This is a genomic window from Agromyces sp. NPDC055661 (assembly GCF_053618135.1).
Map to the genome: position 1 here is coordinate 61677 of NZ_JBSHHC010000001.1, position 16195 is coordinate 77871.

Here is a 16195-nt window from a genome sequence, read left to right on the forward strand (position 1 = left end):
GGATAACGGGCGGCGGTCAGTCGCGACCGGTCAGTCCCCAGGCATCCTCGTCGGCGTCCCCGTCGACCTCCTCGAGGCCCTCGGAACTGCGGCCCACGGGGTCGTCGTAGCGGTCGTCGACGGCCTGCTCGGCGGCCGCGTGGGCGGCGGCCGACGCACTCATGCCCGATCCGGCCGCAGCGGATGCCCCGCCGCCGACGACGCCCGCGGGCTCCTCGCCGCGCAGCCGGGCGAGCACGCCGGGCAGCTGCTCGGCCGTGACGAGCACGTCGCGGGCCTTCGATCCCTCGGACGGCCCGACGATCTCGCGCGACTCCAGCAGGTCCATGAGGCGCCCGGCCTTCGCGAAGCCCACGCGGAGCTTGCGCTGCAGCATCGAGGTCGAGCCGAACTGGGTCGACACCACGAGCTCGGCGGCGGCGAGCAGCAGCTCGAGGTCGTCGCCGATGTCCGCGTCGATCTCCTTGCGCTCGACGGCGGCCGCGACATCCTGCCGGTACTCGGGCCGCGCCTGCCGCGTGACGTGCGTGACGACCTTCTCGATCTCGGCCTCGCTGACCCACGCGCCCTGTACGCGGATGGGCTTCGACGCCCCCATCGGGAGGAAGAGGCCGTCGCCCTGGCCGATGAGCTTGTCGGCGCCGGGCTGGTCGAGGATGACGCGGGAGTCGGTGACGCTCGTCACGGCGAACGCGAGGCGCGACGGCACGTTGGCCTTGATGAGGCCCGTGACCACGTCGACCGACGGACGCTGGGTCGCGAGCACGAGGTGGATGCCCGAGGCGCGGGCGAGCTGGGTGATGCGCACGATCGAGTCCTCGACGTCGCGCGGGGCGACCATCATGAGGTCGGCGAGCTCGTCGACCACGACGAGGAGGTACGGGTACGGCTTGAGCTTGCGCTCGGAGCCGGCCGGCAGCACGATCTCGTCGTTGACGACGGCCTTGTTGAAGTCGTCGATGTGGCGGAAGCCGAACGACGCGAGGTCGTCGTACCGCATGTCCATCTCCTTCACGACCCATTGCAGCGCCTCGGCGGCCTTCTTGGGGTTCGTGATGATGGGCGTGATGAGGTGCGGCACGCCGCCGTAGGGCGCGAGCTCGACCCGCTTCGGGTCGATGAGCACCATGCGCACGTCGGCGGGCTTCGCCCGCATGAGCAGCGACGTGATCATCGAGTTCACGAAGCTCGACTTGCCCGAGCCGGTCGAGCCGGCGACGAGGAGATGCGGCATCTTCGCGAGGTTCGCGACGACGTAGCCGCCGCCGACGTCCTTGCCGACGCCGATGGTCATCGGGTGCTTGGCGTTCGCCGACGCTCCCGACCGCAGCACGTCGCCGAGCGTCACGATCTCGCGGTCGGCGTTGGGGATCTCGACGCCGATCGCGCTCTTGCCGGGGATCGGCGAGAGGATGCGCACCTCGTTCGAGGCCACCGCGTAGGAGAGGTTCTTCGACAGCGCGGTGACCCGCTCGACCTTGACGCCGGGCCCGAGCTCGATCTCGTACTGCGTCACGGTCGGGCCGCGCGAGAAGCCCGTGACCTTCGCGTCGACCTGGAACTGCTCGAGCACGCCCGTGATCTGGCGCACGACGTCGTCGTTCGCCGCCGAGCGCGACTTCGCGGGCGCACCGGCCGCGAGGGTCGATGAGGCCGGCAGGTGGTAGGGACGCTCGGGCTCGGATGCCGCGGGCTCGCCGAGCGCGGCATCCGCACCGCCTGGCGCCCCCGGCTCGCCGTCGCCGGGCTCATCGAACACCGAGAGCACGTTCGTCGCGCCGGCGTCGTCGCCGCGGAGGCCGGTGCCGCCGCGCGGCACGTCGCCGGTGAACGACTGGAGCGCCGACTCGGCGCGCTCGAGGTCGCCCATGACCTCGGTGCTGTAGGCGCCCGCGCCGCCGACGCCCTCGAGCGGCGACTCGAAGCTGCCCGCGGCGGATCCGGGGCCGAACACCTCGGTGATGCCGTCGACGCCGCCGGCCGCGAACGCGGGGTCCTCCTCGCGGTTGGACGCGTTGCGGCGCCACCACGGCACGAGGCCGCCCCGCTCGCCATCGGCGTCGTCGATCCCGTCGAGCTCGGTCTGGACCGACTTGCCCTTGCGGCGCGACGCCTTGGCGTCGGCGGCCTCCGCGTCGGGCTCGGGTGCGCCGAAGAGCCAGACGTACAGCTCGCGGAAGCGCGCCGGGATCCGGTTCGGCGGAGTCTTCGTGATGATGAGGAGCGACAGCAGCAGGAGCAGGACGATGACGATCACCGCGCCGACCTCGGTGATGAGGAGGATCAGCGGCTGCGCCAGCATCCAGCCCAGGATGCCGCCCGCACGGGCGAGGACCGCCATGCCCCGGCTCGGCTCGGGCTGCCCGCCGAACAGGTGGCAGAGCCCCGAGACGGTGAGCAGCAGCAGTCCGAGCCCGATGCCGATGCGGGTGTTGTCGTGCACCGAGCTCGGATGCCGGAACAGCCAGACGGCGAACAGCAGCATGATGACGGGCAGCGCGAACGCGACGCGTCCGAAGAGGCCGCCGAACGTCCACGCGTCGAACGTCTGCGCGACCGGGTCGTTGATGAAGAACCACTCGACGACGGCGCCCGCGATGGCCAGCAGCACGATGAAGAAGGGGAGGCCGTCGCGCCGCTCCTCCTTCGCGAGCGTCTCGGGGCCGAGGGCGCGCGCGGCGCCCCCCGTGAGGTGGGCGAGGCCCATCCAGGCGCGCACGAAGACGTTGGGACCGTCGGACGGCGCCTTGGCCGGCTTCGCCTTCGAGGCGGCGGCACGCCCCGTGCTGCTCGACCCGCGGGCGGTCGTCGCCGGCAGCTTCTTCGTCGGCGCGGTCTTGGAGCTCGAGCCGCGCCCGGACGCGCCCGAGGCACGCCCGTTCGACCTGGTGCTCGTAGCCATGTGCCCAACGTTACGGCCGACGGGCGACGCGCGCCGACAGGACGCGGCGCATGTCCGCGATCAGCGCAGCCGCCGCACCATCGTGTCGCGACCGCTGCCGGTGCCGACGACGGTGAAGCCCTCCGAACGGTAGAGCGCCTCGGCGAAGTTGCCGTGCTCCACGCTCAGCGTGAGCCGGGCGAATCCGGCCGAGCGCGCGGCATCCGCCAGCGACTGCAGCAGCGCGCGACCGACGCCCTGCGCACGCCAGAGCGGACGCACCCCGATGATGAGCTCGGGCACGCCGCTGCCGATGAAGCCGTGGGCCGGGGCATCCGCGGCGAAGAGCCGGTACCAGGCCGCGCCGACGGGCTTGCCGTCGCGGTCGAGTGCGACGACGCCCTGGTCGGACGGGCGCTGCCAGCCTGCGATGTAGCCGCGGTACGCGGGGTCGGCGAGCACGACCGGACGGGGCCGGGTGATCCCCGCCCGCCAGTTCGCCGCCTCGACCACCATGTCCGCGAGGAACGCGCCGTCGCCGGGGATGGCCGGGCGGACGGTGAAGTCCGCCATGCACGGATGCTACGCCGGGCGTGTTTCCGCGGTGTTTCTCGTCCGGCTCCTCCGACGGCCGCTACGCCTCGATGACGAGCGGGACGAGCATCGGCCGCCGCCGCAGCCGCCGGTTCACCCACGTGCCGACCGTGCGTCGCACCGTCTGCTGCAGCGCGTGCTGGTCGCGGACGCCGTTCTGCGCCGCCTCGAGCAGGGCCGCCGAGATCTTCGGCTTGACCTCCTCGAACACGGCGTCGTCCTCGGCGAAGCCCCGGGCGTGGATCTCGGGGCCGACGATGATGCGGCCGGTCGAGGCATCCACGACGATGATGACCGAGATGAAGCCCTCCTCGCCGAGGATGCGGCGGTCCTTCAGGTCGGCGTCGGTGATCTCGCCGACCGTCGAGCCGTCGACGTAGACGAAGCCGAGGTCGAGCTGGCCGGTCACCCGCACGACGCCGTCGCGCAGGTCATACACCGTGCCGTTCTCGCCGATGAACGTGTTCGCCTCGGGGATGCCCGTGTCCTGCGCGAGCTTCGCGTTCGCGAACAGGTGCCGGTACTCGCCGTGGATCGGCAGGACGTTGCGGGGCTTCAGGATGTTGTAGCAGTACAGGAGCTCTCCCGCCGCCGCGTGGCCCGAGACGTGCACCTTCGCGTTGCCCTTGTGCACGACATTGGCGCCGAGCTTCGTGAGCCCGTCGATCACGCGGTACACCGCGTTCTCGTTGCCCGGGATGAGGCTCGACGCGAGGATGACCGTGTCGCCCTCGCCGATCTCGATCTGGTGGTCGCGGTTCGCCATGCGCGAGAGCACGGCCATGGGCTCGCCCTGCGATCCGGTCGACATGTAGACGATCTCGTCGTCGGGGATGTCGCCGGCCTTCTTGTAGTCGACGAGCACGCCCTCGGGCACCTTCAGGTACCCGAGGTCTGCCGCGATCGTCATGTTGCGCACCATGCTGCGCCCGAGCAGCGCGACGCGGCGGCCGTTGAAGGCCGCGGCGTCGAGCACCTGCTGGACGCGGTGCACGTGGCTCGAGAAGCTCGCGACGATCACGCGGCGCGGCGAGCGCGCGATGACCTCGTCGAGCACGGGCCCGATCGACCGCTCGAGCGGGGTGAAGCCCGGGACATCCGCGTTGGTGGAATCGACCATGAAGAGGTCGACGCCCTCTTCGCCGAGGCGCGCGAACTCGCGCAGGTCGGTGAGCCGGCCGTCGAGCGGTAGCTGGTCCATCTTGAAGTCGCCGGTCGCGAGCACGGTGCCCGCGCTCGTCTTGATGGCCACGGCGAGCGCGTCGGGGATGGAGTGGTTCACCGCGATGAACTCGAGGTCGAACGGGCCGATCCGCTCGCGCTGCCCCTCGCGCACGGTGAGCGTGTAGGGCTGGATGCGGTGCTCCTTGAGCTTCGCCTCGACGAGCGCGAGCGTGAGCGTCGAGCCGATGAGCGGGATGTCGCGGCGCAGGCGGAGGAGATACGGCACGGAGCCGATGTGGTCCTCGTGGCCGTGCGTGAGCACGACGCCCACGATGTCGTCGAGCCGCTCCCGGAGGAACCCGAAGTCGGGCAGGATCAGGTCGACGCCGGGCTGGTGCTCCTCGGGGAAGAGCACGCCGCAGTCGACGATGAGGATCTTGCCGTCGATCTCGTAGCTCGTCATGTTGCGGCCGACCTCGCCGAGGCCGCCGATGGGGATGATGCGCAGTGTTCCCGGATCGAGCGGTTCCGGTTCGATGACGACGTCGGGCATGGGCCCTCCTTACGTTGCGGTGTTCAGTTCGTGCGGGCCTTCACGGCTCCGCGGATGCCTCGTGGCGCGCGTCAGCGCGTCGTGCCCGCGACCTTCGGCAGCGCGCCGCCGGCGGCGGCGTTGCGGTCGGGACGGAAGTTGTGGAAGTCGGCGCCGGGGATGCCCTGGACGAGGTCGATCTCGTCCTCGATGAGGGCGGCCTCCCACTCCTCGGGGCCCACGAGCGGCAGGCGCACGCGCGGGCTGCCGATGCGGCCGAGCCCGTGGAGGATGTACTTCGCCGCGACCGTGCCCGGCACGTGCGTCATGACCGCCCGCACGAGCGGTTCGAGCCGCTGGTGCTCGGCCGTGGCCGTCGTCAGGTCGCCCGCGTTCACGGCGTCGACGATGGTGCGGTATGGCGCGGGCGCGATGTTCGCGGTGACGCCGATGAGCCCCGTGGCGCCGATCGCCAGGTGCGGCAGCACGTTCGCGTCGTCGCCCGAGAAGTACATGAGGTCGGTCTGGTTGAGCACGCGGCTGACCTCGCTGAAGTCGCCCTTGGCGTCCTTGATCGCGAGGATGTTCGGGTGCTTGGCGAGCCGCAGGATCGTCTCGTACTTGATGGGCACGCCGGTGCGCCCGGGGATGTCGTAGAGGATGACCGGGAGGTCCGTGGCATCCGCCACCAGCCGGAAGTGCGTGAGGATGCCCGCCTGCGTCGGCTTGTTGTAGTAGGGCGTGACGATCATGATGCCGTCGGCCCCGACCCGCTCGCTGTGCTTGTAGAGCTCGATCGCGTGCGCGGTCTCGTTGGAGCCGCCGCCGGTGATGATCTTCGCGCGCCCCGCCGCGACGTCCTTGCCGACCTCGACGAGGCGGATCTTCTCGGGGTCGGTGAGCGTCGAGGTCTCCCCCGTCGTGCCCGTGACCACGATGCCGTCGGCGCCCGCGGTGATGACGTCGTCGATGTGCTTCTCGACCCCGGGCCAATCGACCTCGCCGTCCGCCGTCATCGGCGTGACGAGCGCGACGAGCACCTGTCCGAAGGGGTTGTCCTGAGTCACGTGCTCAAGGCTATCGGGTCGAGCGGATGCCGCGCGGCCCCGCGACGCCGTGGGCACCACGCCCGGTCAGATGCAGACCGCGGTCGAGCTTGGCGAGGATCGCCGCCTCGACGAGCGGCCAGTCGTGGACGACGAGCGCGTAGTCGAATCGCAACGTGTCGAATCCATGCGCGGCGGCGACCGCATCCCGCACGAGATCGCGATGGCGCTTCGGCGCTTCCTCGTGGTTCTGCCGGCCGTCGACCTCGAGGATGAGCCGGTCGCCGAGCACGAAGTCCACGCGGCCGACGCCTGGAACCTGGACCTGCGTACGCAGCGGGATCCCGAGACGGTGCAGGCGGATCCGGAGCAGGGACTCCAGACCGCTGTCGGCGTCACGCCGAGCGAAGTCCACGAGCCATCGAGCGGACTCCGTGATGCGGCGGCGGAGCTCGGCCCGATTCGTTCGCGAAAGGACACCCTCGTGCAGTGCCGACTCGAGCGCGGCGAAGAACGCGTCCTCGCCCTGGCATCCGCGGACCTGCAGGAGCGCATCCACCAGCGAGACTTCGGTCGTCGTGCATTCGAGCGCGTTCCAGTGCTGGATGCAGGCGCAGCCGGGGTGCCGTCGCGCGTGGCCGTTCGGCGGCAATGAGACGTGCACGATCTCCGCGAGCGGCATCACCCAGAGCCCCCGCATCCTCAGGACGGAGACGCACGCGAGGACGCCTCCGTGTCGGAGGGCGATGCGGATCGGCGCGGGAAGGTCGGGATCCGCGTAGGTCCCGGGTCGTACGCGCTCGAGCCCGCCGCCGCGGACGGCGTGCCGCAGCATCCGGTCATCGACGCCCGCGCGTATGAGCTGCTCGCGCCGCGCGACCCCGCCGAGCGCGCGGCACACCGCTGCGGCCGATCCCGCCCGCCTCTCGCTGCGCATGCCCCGATGGTCCCGGTCGCCGCCCTCGGCCGCGCCGCCGGCGCGACGCACGTACGACGCCCGCCGACCCGCGGGCGGCTGTCGAGGACAAGTCCCCCGTCAAGGTCTGCGGACATACGATCCGCCACCCCGATGAATCGGGCGGCAGCGCGGCGCGCCGGATCGTATATCCGCCATGTTTGTCGCGGGCGCGGGCGCGGGCGCGGGCGCAGTCGCGGCAGGGGCACGCTCGCGGACGAGCGGCCCCGAGACAGGGCCGGACGGCGGGTTCCGGGTCAGGCGCGGAGGTAGCGGAGGAAGCGGTACTCGAGGCCCGAACGGGAGGGCAGCCAACCCGTGGGCGGGTCGACGTGGGCGAGGTGCCAGCCGGCGGGGTCGATCGTCGGTGCGGGGGTGTCCCCGGGCTCGGGCACGACCGCGTCGCCGCCGTCCGGGGCGCGCAGCTCGGTCACCTCGAGGCGGTCGGCCGTCGGCATGAGTTGGCCGAAGAGGTCGGCGCCCCCGATGACCCAGATCCAGGGCGGGTCGCCGGCCTCGGCGAGTGCGAGGGCGTCGTCGACGGATGCCGCGCGCATCGCGCCGTCCGCGGCCCAGCCGTCGTTGCGGGTCACGACGATGTTGGCTCGCCCGGGGAGTGGGCGGAACCGCGGCGGCAGGGACTCCCACGTGCGGCGGCCCATCACCACGGGCGCGCCGAGCGTGACGTCCTTGAAGTGGGCCAGGTCCTCGGGCACGTGCCAGGGCATGCCGCCGTCGCGGCCGATGATTCCCGCGGATACGGCCCAGATCAGGCCGATGCGCGGCCGGCCGGCATCCGCGGGCACTGTCTCGGCGGCCTCCGCACCGCCCGTCATACGGCGACGGCCGCGCGGATCGCCGGGTGGTGCCGGTAGCCCTCCACGACGAAGTCGTCGAACTCGTAGTCGAAGATCGAGTCGGGCCGGCGGGCGAAGCGGAGCGTCGGCGCCGGGTACGGGTCGCGAGACAGCTGCTCGGTGACCTGCTCGACGTGGTTGTCATAGATGTGGCAGTCGCCGCCCGTCCAGACGAAGTCGCCGACCTCGAGGCCGGTCTGCTGCGCCACCATGTGCGTGAGCAGCGCGTAGGACGCGATGTTGAACGGCACGCCGAGGAAGAGGTCGGCGCTGCGCTGGTAGAGCTGGCACGAGAGGCGGCCGTCGGCCACGTAGAACTGGAACAGCGCGTGGCACGGCGCGAGGGCCATGTCGGGGATGTCGGCCGGATTCCAGGCCGAGACGATGAGCCGGCGCGAATCGGGGTTCACCCGGATCTGCTCGATGACCTGCGAGATCTGGTCGATGGTGTCGCCGCCCGGCGTCGGCCACGAGCGCCACTGGACGCCGTAGACGGGGCCGAGCTCGCCCGCGGCATCCGCCCACTCGTCCCAGATGCTGACGCCGTGCTCCTGCAGCCACCGCACGTTGGACTCGCCGCGCAGGAACCAGAGCAGCTCGTACGCGATGGACTTGAAGTGGACGCGCTTCGTGGTGACGAGCGGGAAGCCCTGCGCGAGGTCGAACCGAAGTTGCCGGCCGAACACGCTGCGCGTGCCGGTGCCCGTTCGGTCCGACTTGTGCGTGCCGTGCTCGAGCACGTCGCGGAGGAGGTCTTCGTAGGGCGTGGGGATCGTCGCGGCCATCGCGTCGATGGTAACCCCGGCGTGCGTCATCCGCCGTCATACCGGGCCGGGCGGATGCCGCGTCGGCGTAGCATCCCCGCATGGACTGGCCTGCCGCGCTCATCGCCGCCGTCGCGCTGCCCGCGGCGGCCGCGGCGATCGGCCTCGCATGGAAGTCGCGCGCGGGCCGCGTCCGGACCGTCCGCAGCGCGGGCCGGACCGGCGACGAGGCGGCGGCCCCGACGACCGCCGACGCGAGTCGCGGTCTGGGCGTCGCGACCGAGGCGTTCGGCGAGTCGGCGACGCTCGTGCAGTTCTCCACCGCCTACTGCAGCCGCTGCCCCGCCACGGCGCGTGAACTCGCATCGATCGCGCACGACTACGTCGGAGTGCGCCACGTCGAGGTCGACCTCACGCACCGGCCCGACATCGCGGACCGGTTCCGCGTGCTGCAGACGCCCACCACGCTCATCCTCGACGCGCGCGGCGCGACCACGGCGCGCATCGCCGGGGTTCCGCGCTCGAACGAGGTGCGCGACCGCCTCGACGAACTCACCGGGAGGACCCGTGTCCCAGCCTGAACCCGCCGGCATCGATCCGCGCGGTCCCCGCTTCACCGCAGGCATCACGGCCGTGCTGCTCCTCGTGGTCGCCGTGCTCGGGTTCGGCGGGGCCGACCTGGCCGCGTGGCTCCTGCTCGCGGCCCTCGCCGCGCTCTTCGCCTGGGGCGCGTTCGCCGGGGTCCGGCGGCATCCGTTCGGCCTGCTGTTCAAGCGGTTCGTGCGGCCCCGCCTCTCGCCGCCCGACGAGCTCGAGGACCCGCGGCCGCCCACCTTCGCCCAGGGCGTCGGGTTCGCGGTGACCGTCGTCGGCGTGCTGCTCGGTGCGATCGGGCTGCCGCTCGCGGTGCCGATCGCGGCGTCGCTGGCGTTCGTCGCGGCCTTCCTCAACGCCGTGTTCGGCTACTGCCTCGGCTGCCAGCTCTACCTGCTGCTGGTGCGCGCCCGAGTCATCCCCAGGACCTGACGACGCCCGCGCCCCCCGGGCTAGGCTGGGATCACGGCTCGAGGAGGAGGACCACATGGCACTGACGTCTGAAGCGACCACCATCTGGAAGGGCACGCTCTTCGAAGGGTCCGGCGACGTGTCGCTCGACTCGTCGGGGCTCGCGACCTTCGGGGTGAACTGGGACGCTCGGGCGGCAGGCGTGGCCAACACCACCAATCCCGAGGAGCTCCTCGCCGCCTCGCATTCCGCGTGCTTCTGCATGGCGCTCTCCCTCGCGCTCGCACAGGCGGGCCATCCGGCCGACAGCATCCAGGCGACGGCCGCCGTGACGTTCGAGGCGGGGCGCGGCGTGCTCGGCAGCCACCTGCTGGTGAGCGCCCGGGTGCCCGGCATCACCGAGGAGGAGTTCGAGCGCTTCGCCGACGACGCCAAGGCGAACTGCCCCATCTCGCAGGCCCTGTCCATCCCGATCACGATCGAAGCCGAGCTCGCCTGACGTGCGGATCCTCATCGCCGGCGCCTCCGGTTTCATCGGAACGGCCCTCATCGAGCGGCTCACCGCCGAGGGCCACGAGGTCGTGCGGCTGGTGCGGCGTCGTGCGCAGGGGCCCGACGAGGCATCCTGGTCGCCGGCCTCCGGGATCATCGACTTCACCGTGATGGACCGGGTCGACGCGGTCGTCAACCTGTCGGGCGCATCGCTCGCGCGGCTGCCGTGGACGAAGAGCTACCGCGGCGAGATCGTCGACTCGCGGGTGACCGCGACGCGCACGCTCGCCGACGCGATGCGCAAGGCCCGACAGCCCCCGGCGGTGTTCCTGAGCGCGTCCGCCGTCGGGTACTACGGCGACCGTCCCGGCGAGCTGCTCACGGAGTTCTCGAGCGCGGGCTCGGGCTTCCTCGCCGAGGTCGTGCAGCGCTGGGAGGGCGCCGCCACGCTCGCACCCGACGAGACGCGCACGGTCGTGTTCCGCACGGGCATCGTGATAGGCCACGGCGGCGCCATGCAGCGGGTCGGCACCATCACCCGGTTCGGCCTCTCGGGCCGGCTCGGCACGGGCGGCCAGCACTGGCCGTGGATCTCGCTGCACGACGAGGTCGCCGGCATCGCGCACCTGCTCACGTCGCACGTCTCGGGCGCCGTGAACCTCTCCGGCCCGACGCCGGCGACCGCCGATCGCGTGATGACCGCGATGGCCGAGCGGATGCACCGCCCCTACACGTTCACCGTGCCCGAGCGCATGCTCGAGCTCGCGCTCGGCCGCGCCGCCGACGAGCTGCTGCTCTCCAGCCAGAAGGTGCGGCCGCAGCGCCTGATCGACGACGGCTTCCGCTTCGAGCACGTGACCGTCGAGTCGGCGCTCGACGCGATGCTCAGCGCTCCGAGCGCTCGAGCGTGATCGCGCGCCGCACGGCACTCCGCGCCCGGCGACGGTCGCCCGCGGCGTCGTAGGCGAGGCCGAGGCGCAGCCACGCCCGCCAGGAGTCGGGCTCGGCTTCGGCCGCCTCGCGGAATGCGGGGAACGCGGCATCCGCACCGGCCCGCTCGGCCCGGCCGCTCGGGGTGGTCGGGATGCCGAGGTCGAGCCCGTCCTCGGCCTCCAGGCGGCGCATCAGCGCCTGCGAGCGCACGCCGAACGCGATCTCGCGCCACAGCGCCCACGCCGCGATGACCGGCAGCACGATGAGCGCGATGCCGATGCCGACCGCGACGGGCTCCCCCGTGGCGACGAACTGCACCGCCCGCCAGCCGACGAGCACGAGGTAGATCGCGAGCAGCACCCCCATGAGGATGGCGCCCGCACGCGTCGTCACGGAGCGCCCGGGAGCCCGAGGTCGAGCAGCGCGTCGAGGCCGACGATGACGCCCGTGGCCGACGGCGCTCGCCGCAGTGCGAGGAGGATGCCCTGCTCGTACGCCGACGACGACACGGTCGAGTGCGCGATCGTGAGCGTCTCCCCGTCGCCGCCGAGCACGACCCGCTGCTCGGCGAGCAGTCCGTTGAGGCGGAGGCTGTGCACGGGCACGCCCGAGACGAGCTGGCCGCGGGCGCGCTGGTCGGCATGCGGCGCGGACACGGGGCCGATCGCGGCGCGGGCCTCGCCGATGAGCTCGGCCGTGCGCACCGCGGTGCCCGAAGGGGAGTCGACCTTGCCGGCGTGGTGCGCCTCGACGATCTCGATCGAGTCGAAGAAGCGCGCCGCGAGCGCGGCGAAGGCGGTGCCGAGCACGCTGCCGATCGAGAAGTTGGGGATGAACAGCACCGCGCCGGCGTCGTCGTGCCCGCGCACGAACTGCGCGATCTCGGCGATGCGGTCGTGCGACCACCCCGACGTGCCGACGACGATCGGAATCCCGGCGCCCGTCGCGAACTCCACGATGCCCGCGCTGGCCGCGGGGTGCGTGACGTCGAGGGCGACGTCGGCGCCGAGCATCTCGTCGAGCTCCGAGCTCGAGTCGAGCGCCGCGTGCAGTTCGAGGTCGTCGGATGCCTCGATGAGGTCGATCGCCAAGCGTCCCATCTTGCCCGTGGCCCCGGCCACGGCGACCCGTATCGTCACGTGCTTCACCCTAGCAAGGGCGGTCGGATGCCCCGTCCGGCCGCCATAGGCTGGGGCCATGCGGTTCCGAGAGGTCGACGTCACGAGCGCCGAGGCGCTCGCCCTGCTCGATGCGTACTTCGCCGAGCGTTCGGCCGGATTCCCGGCGGAGCAGGGAGAGTACCGTCCCACGTATCCCACGTCCGAGCAGTTCACGCCGCCGGCGGGCGTGTTCCTCGTCGTCGAGGACGACGCGGGCGAGGTCATCGGCTGCGGCGGCGTGCGTCGGATCCAGCGCCGACCCGAGACCTACGAGGTGCGCTTCGAGGTGAAGCACTTGTGGCTCGCGCCGAACGCTCGGGGCAAGGGCGCGGGGCGACAGCTCCTCCACCAGCTCGAGCGTCGCGCGATCGGGTTCGGCGCGCAGGAGCTCGTGCTCGACACGAATGCGAGCCTCGAGGCCGCGGGCGGGCTCTACCGCTCGAGCGGCTACGTCGAGGTCGAGCCGTACAACGCGAACCCCAACGCCACGCACTGGTACGGCAAGCGCGTCGGCTGAGCGGGTCGTGAGGCCGCCGGGCCGTGGCCGGGCGAGCACTACAGGGCGTACTGCTCCGGCAGCCCCGTGCGCAGCTCGGGCGGCAGGTGCGCCAGGTCGTTGTGCACCATGAGGCTCCACGGCCGCCCGCTCTTCTGCGTGAGCACCGTGAGCCCGCAGTTCGCCTGGTTGATCGAGAGCCAGCGCCAGTCGGGCGCCCCGAGCGCCTCGCGCACGAGCCAGGCGATGACGAAATTGTGCGTGATGAGGAGGTCGTGCCGGTCCTCGCGGTGCGACCGCAGGAACTCCGCCGCGGCATCCGCCATCTGCGCGCTGCCGGCCTCGATCTGCGCCTCGGTGACCGACCCGAAGAACCCCTCGTAGACCTTCGGCGTCTCGGGCGCCGGACCCGACGGGATGCAGTCGAACAGCAGGGCCGAGGGCTCGGGCTCGAGGGCCGGCATCTTCGCGGCGATGATCGCGGCGGTCTCGGCCGCGCGCTGCAGCGGCGAGTGCCACGCGTGGTCGAACGGCACGCCACCGAGGCGTTCGCCCAGCAGCTCCGCCTGGCGGCGCCCGCGCGGGGACAGGGGTCCGTCGGGCATGCCGTGCTCCGCGTCGAGCTGCTCGCCGTGGCGGACGAGGTAGAGGTGGTGTGGCACGGTCCTGCTTTCCTGTGCTGCGTCGGAGCCTGGTCGGCGTCGGTCGGATCCGGCGTCAGGCGACGTCGGTGCCGGCGGCGATCTCGTCGACCGCGCCGTGGAGCGCCGCCTCGTCGGTCGCGCCGACGGCGACGAGCGAGAACGGCCGGGAGGCGAGGTCGGCCGCCAGCGCCTGCACGTCGTCGACGGTGACGAGCGAGATGCGGCGGAGGGCCTCGTCGAGGTCGGCGAACTCGCCGAGCGTGAGCTCGGCGCGTCCGAGCCGGGACATGCGGGTGTCGGAGTCCTCGAGCGCGAGCGCCGACGCGCCCGCGAGCTGGCCGGAGGCGCGGCGCAGCTCGTCGGCGGTGACGCCGTGCTCGGCGACGCGCTCGAGCTCGGTGCGCATGAGTGCGGCGACCGTGCCGGCCTTGGCGGGGGCGCAGCCGGCGTACATGCCGAACAGCCCGGCGTCGGAGTAGGCGGGCGCGAACGAGTACACCGCGTAGGCGAGCCCCCTCCGCTCGCGCACCTGCTGGAACAGCCGCGACGACATGCCCGAGCCGAAGATCGCGTTGAGCATGCTCATGGTCGAGCGGCGCTCGTCGGTCGCGACGATGCCGGGCACCCCGAGCAGCAGGTTGACCTGCTCGATGGGCCGCTCGACGACCGTCAGCGGCGTGCCGGTCGCGAGCGTCGCGGGCGCCTCGCTGCGACGGTCGACGGGCGCGGCCTCGGTGCCGAGGTCCCAGCCGTGGCGGGTGAGCGCCGCCGTGAGGTCGGCGACGAGGGTGTCGTGGTCGACGGCGCCGGCGACCGTGACCACCAGGTCCTGCGGCCGGTAGTTGGCGCGGTAGTGGTCCCACACGGCGTCGCGGGTCGCGGCGCGGATGGTCGTCGGGTCACCGCCGATCGGACGGCCGAGCGGATGCTGCCCCAGCACGGCCTCGAAGAACCGCTCGTTCGCGACGTCGGCGGGGTCGTCGCCGGCCATCGAGAGCTCCTCGAGGATCACGCCGCGCTCGTTGTCGAACTCGACCGGATCGAGCAGCGACGACGTGAACATGTCGGCGAGCACCTCGACGGCCATCGGCAGGTCGCGATCCTGCACCTTGGCGTAGTAGCAGGTGTACTCCTTGGCGGTGAGCGCGTTGTGCTCGCCTCCGACCGCGTCGAACGAGATCGCGATGTCGAGCGCGGTGCGGCTCGTGGTGCCCTTGAAGAGCAGGTGCTCGAGGAAGTGGGTCGAGCCGTACGTCGCCGGGTGCGCGGCATCCGCGTGCTGCTCGTCGCGCGAGCCCACGGCGACCCAGAAGCCGACCGTGACGCTGCGGCTGCCCGGCACCTGCTCGGAGAGGACCCGGACACCCGACGGGAGCACGCTGCGCCGAACTCGCGCGTCGCCTGCTGCCGTGAACGAGAGTTCGGCCTGGCCGAGTGGGAGGTCGACGGCGCCGTTCATCCCGAACAGCCTATGCCACGACGTCCCCGATGGGCAGGACGAGACGTGTCGGCGCGGCTCGCCGCCGCGCGTCGGCGGCCTCGGCTCAGGCGGACGCGCGGTCGAGCTCGACGAGCTCCGAGCGGTGCAGCTCCACGGATGCCGCGGCGATGAGCGCCTCGACCTGGTCGGGTCGCGTGGCGCTCGCCACCGGCGCGACGACCGTGGGCTTGGCGAGGAGCCAGGCCAGCGCGATCGACGCGGGCTGCACGCCGTGCGCGAAGGCGATCTCGTCGACGGCGGACATCACCCGGTGGCCGCGACGGCCGAGGTGCTTGGCCACCCGGTGGCCGCGGGCGTCGTGTCGCACGTCGGAGCGACGACGCACCTGGCCGCCGAGGAAGCCGTTGGCGAGCGCGAAGTACGGCAGCACCGCGAGCCCCTGCGCGTGCGCGACGAGCTCGGTCGCGCCCTCGAACGGCTTGCGCTCCATGAGGTTGTAGCGCGTCGTCAGCAGCTCGAACCGCGGCAGGCCGTTCGCTGCCAGCACGCGCGCCTCGATGAGGCGCTCCGGCGAGAAGTCCGCCGCGCCGATCGCGAGCACCTTGCCCGCCGTGATGAGCGCGTCGACCTCGCCGAGGCTCTCCTCGAGCGGCACCTCGGGGTCGTCGCCGTGGAAGAACAGCACGTCGATGCGATCCGTGCCCAGTCGCTGGAGCGAGTCCTCGACGGCGGCGCGGATGTCGACCGGTGCGAGGCCCCGGTGGTCGGGGTGGCGACCGATCTTCGTCATGATCCGCATGCGGTCGCGTGTGTTCCGCGTGCGCATCCACGAGCCGAGGATGCACTCGCTGCGACCCGCGGCGTAGCTGTCGGCCGTGTCGATCAGGTCGCCGCCGATGCCGGCGAACCGGTCGAGGACGTCGTACGCCTCGTCGCGACCGAGCGTCCAGCCGAACGTGCTGCCGCCGAGTGCGAGCGGATGCGTCGCCATGCCGGTGTCGCCGAGCGGACGCCGCACGGGGACCATGATCGGCCCCGACATGGTGTTCGTCTCGACCGTCTCGACCCGCAGCGCCGAGGTCGCCGCAGTGGACGCCGTGACGCTCGCCGCGTCGTCGACCGCGGTCGTGATGCCGTCCTCGACCAACGTCGCCCCCGCGACGCTCGCCTCGTGGGCGCGGTAGCTATGCCGTCGTGCCACGCGCTCCTCCTCCCCAGGATTGACTCCGAG

The 16195-nt window shown here is 72.2% G+C and carries 17 protein-coding genes; 5 read left to right on the forward strand and 12 right to left on the reverse strand.

The window, feature by feature from the left end:
- Positions 1-16 precede the first annotated feature (16 nt).
- The 7 genes from ACWGO8_RS00280 to ACWGO8_RS00310 form a co-directional block, all read right to left on the reverse strand.
- The gene (locus tag ACWGO8_RS00280) at positions 17-2902 is read right to left on the reverse strand and encodes a DNA translocase FtsK (RefSeq protein WP_452041182.1); all 2886 of its coding nucleotides are present in this window, start codon (positions 2900-2902) and stop codon (positions 17-19) included.
- Positions 2903-2962: 60 nt separating this feature from the next.
- Positions 2963-3454, reverse strand: coding sequence for an N-acetyltransferase family protein (locus tag ACWGO8_RS00285; protein WP_452041183.1), 492 nt, complete (start codon positions 3452-3454; stop codon positions 2963-2965).
- Between the two features lie 61 nt (positions 3455-3515).
- Positions 3516-5192 carry a ribonuclease J gene (locus ACWGO8_RS00290; RefSeq protein ID WP_452041184.1) on the reverse strand — a complete coding sequence of 559 codons (1677 nt, stop codon included), beginning with the start codon at positions 5190-5192 and terminating at the stop codon, positions 3516-3518.
- A gap of 71 nt (positions 5193-5263) precedes the next feature.
- Positions 5264-6238 carry a 4-hydroxy-tetrahydrodipicolinate synthase gene (dapA, locus tag ACWGO8_RS00295; protein WP_376956878.1) on the reverse strand — a complete coding sequence of 325 codons (975 nt, stop codon included), beginning with the start codon at positions 6236-6238 and terminating at the stop codon, positions 5264-5266.
- A 10-nt stretch (positions 6239-6248) separates the two neighbouring features.
- Positions 6249-7154 (reverse strand): DUF559 domain-containing protein, encoded by a 906-nt coding sequence (locus ACWGO8_RS00300; RefSeq protein WP_452041185.1) that lies wholly within the window; start codon positions 7152-7154, stop codon positions 6249-6251.
- A 275-nt stretch (positions 7155-7429) separates the two neighbouring features.
- Positions 7430-8008 carry a dihydrofolate reductase gene (locus tag ACWGO8_RS00305; RefSeq protein ID WP_452041186.1) on the reverse strand — a complete coding sequence of 193 codons (579 nt, stop codon included), beginning with the start codon at positions 8006-8008 and terminating at the stop codon, positions 7430-7432.
- Positions 8005-8814, reverse strand: coding sequence for a thymidylate synthase (locus ACWGO8_RS00310; protein WP_452041187.1), 810 nt, complete (start codon positions 8812-8814; stop codon positions 8005-8007). The genes ACWGO8_RS00305 and ACWGO8_RS00310 overlap by 4 nt, the downstream gene beginning before the upstream one ends.
- 80 nt (positions 8815-8894) lie before the next feature.
- Between ACWGO8_RS00310 and ACWGO8_RS00315 the strand changes: the two genes are divergently transcribed.
- Genes ACWGO8_RS00315 through ACWGO8_RS00330 form a run of 4 tightly spaced genes read left to right on the forward strand, consistent with a single transcriptional unit; the run spans position 8895 to position 11201 of the window.
- Positions 8895-9374 (forward strand): TlpA family protein disulfide reductase, encoded by a 480-nt coding sequence (locus ACWGO8_RS00315; RefSeq protein WP_452041188.1) that lies wholly within the window; start codon positions 8895-8897, stop codon positions 9372-9374.
- Positions 9361-9819 carry a DUF4395 domain-containing protein gene (locus ACWGO8_RS00320; protein WP_452041189.1) on the forward strand — a complete coding sequence of 153 codons (459 nt, stop codon included), beginning with the start codon at positions 9361-9363 and terminating at the stop codon, positions 9817-9819. The genes ACWGO8_RS00315 and ACWGO8_RS00320 overlap by 14 nt, the downstream gene beginning before the upstream one ends.
- Positions 9820-9874: 55 nt before the next feature.
- The gene (locus ACWGO8_RS00325) at positions 9875-10297 is read left to right on the forward strand and encodes an OsmC family peroxiredoxin (RefSeq protein ID WP_376956889.1); all 423 of its coding nucleotides are present in this window, start codon (positions 9875-9877) and stop codon (positions 10295-10297) included.
- A 1-nt stretch (position 10298) separates the two neighbouring features.
- Positions 10299-11201: a TIGR01777 family oxidoreductase gene (locus ACWGO8_RS00330; RefSeq protein WP_452041190.1), complete on the forward strand. Its 903-nt coding sequence runs from the start codon at positions 10299-10301 to the stop codon at positions 11199-11201.
- Here the strand turns inward: ACWGO8_RS00330 and ACWGO8_RS00335 are convergent.
- Together ACWGO8_RS00335 and dapB are read right to left on the reverse strand one after the other, a co-directional pair.
- Positions 11176-11616: a hypothetical protein gene (locus tag ACWGO8_RS00335; RefSeq protein WP_376956893.1), complete on the reverse strand. Its 441-nt coding sequence runs from the start codon at positions 11614-11616 to the stop codon at positions 11176-11178. The genes ACWGO8_RS00330 and ACWGO8_RS00335 overlap by 26 nt on opposite strands.
- The gene (dapB, locus tag ACWGO8_RS00340; RefSeq protein WP_452041191.1) at positions 11613-12362 is read right to left on the reverse strand and encodes a 4-hydroxy-tetrahydrodipicolinate reductase; all 750 of its coding nucleotides are present in this window, start codon (positions 12360-12362) and stop codon (positions 11613-11615) included. Before dapB ends, ACWGO8_RS00335 begins: the two co-directional genes overlap by 4 nt.
- Before the next feature lie 58 nt (positions 12363-12420).
- Between dapB and ACWGO8_RS00345 the strand changes: the two genes are divergently transcribed.
- Positions 12421-12900, forward strand: coding sequence for a GNAT family N-acetyltransferase (locus tag ACWGO8_RS00345; protein WP_452041192.1), 480 nt, complete (start codon positions 12421-12423; stop codon positions 12898-12900).
- A gap of 38 nt (positions 12901-12938) precedes the next feature.
- Here the strand turns inward: ACWGO8_RS00345 and ACWGO8_RS00350 are convergent, their stop codons facing one another.
- The 3 genes from ACWGO8_RS00350 to ACWGO8_RS00360 all read right to left on the reverse strand — a co-directional run bounded on the left by ACWGO8_RS00350 (position 12939) and on the right by ACWGO8_RS00360 (position 16165).
- A complete protein-coding gene (locus tag ACWGO8_RS00350) occupies positions 12939-13541 on the reverse strand; it encodes a histidine phosphatase family protein (RefSeq protein ID WP_376956898.1) in 603 nt (200 codons plus the stop codon).
- 55 nt (positions 13542-13596) lie between these two features.
- The gene (locus tag ACWGO8_RS00355) at positions 13597-14982 is read right to left on the reverse strand and encodes a M16 family metallopeptidase (protein WP_452041193.1); all 1386 of its coding nucleotides are present in this window, start codon (positions 14980-14982) and stop codon (positions 13597-13599) included.
- 85 nt (positions 14983-15067) lie between these two features.
- Entirely contained in the window at positions 15068-16165 is a 1098-nt protein-coding gene (locus ACWGO8_RS00360; protein ID WP_452041194.1) for an aldo/keto reductase, read from the reverse strand.
- Positions 16166-16195: the final 30 nt, after the last annotated feature.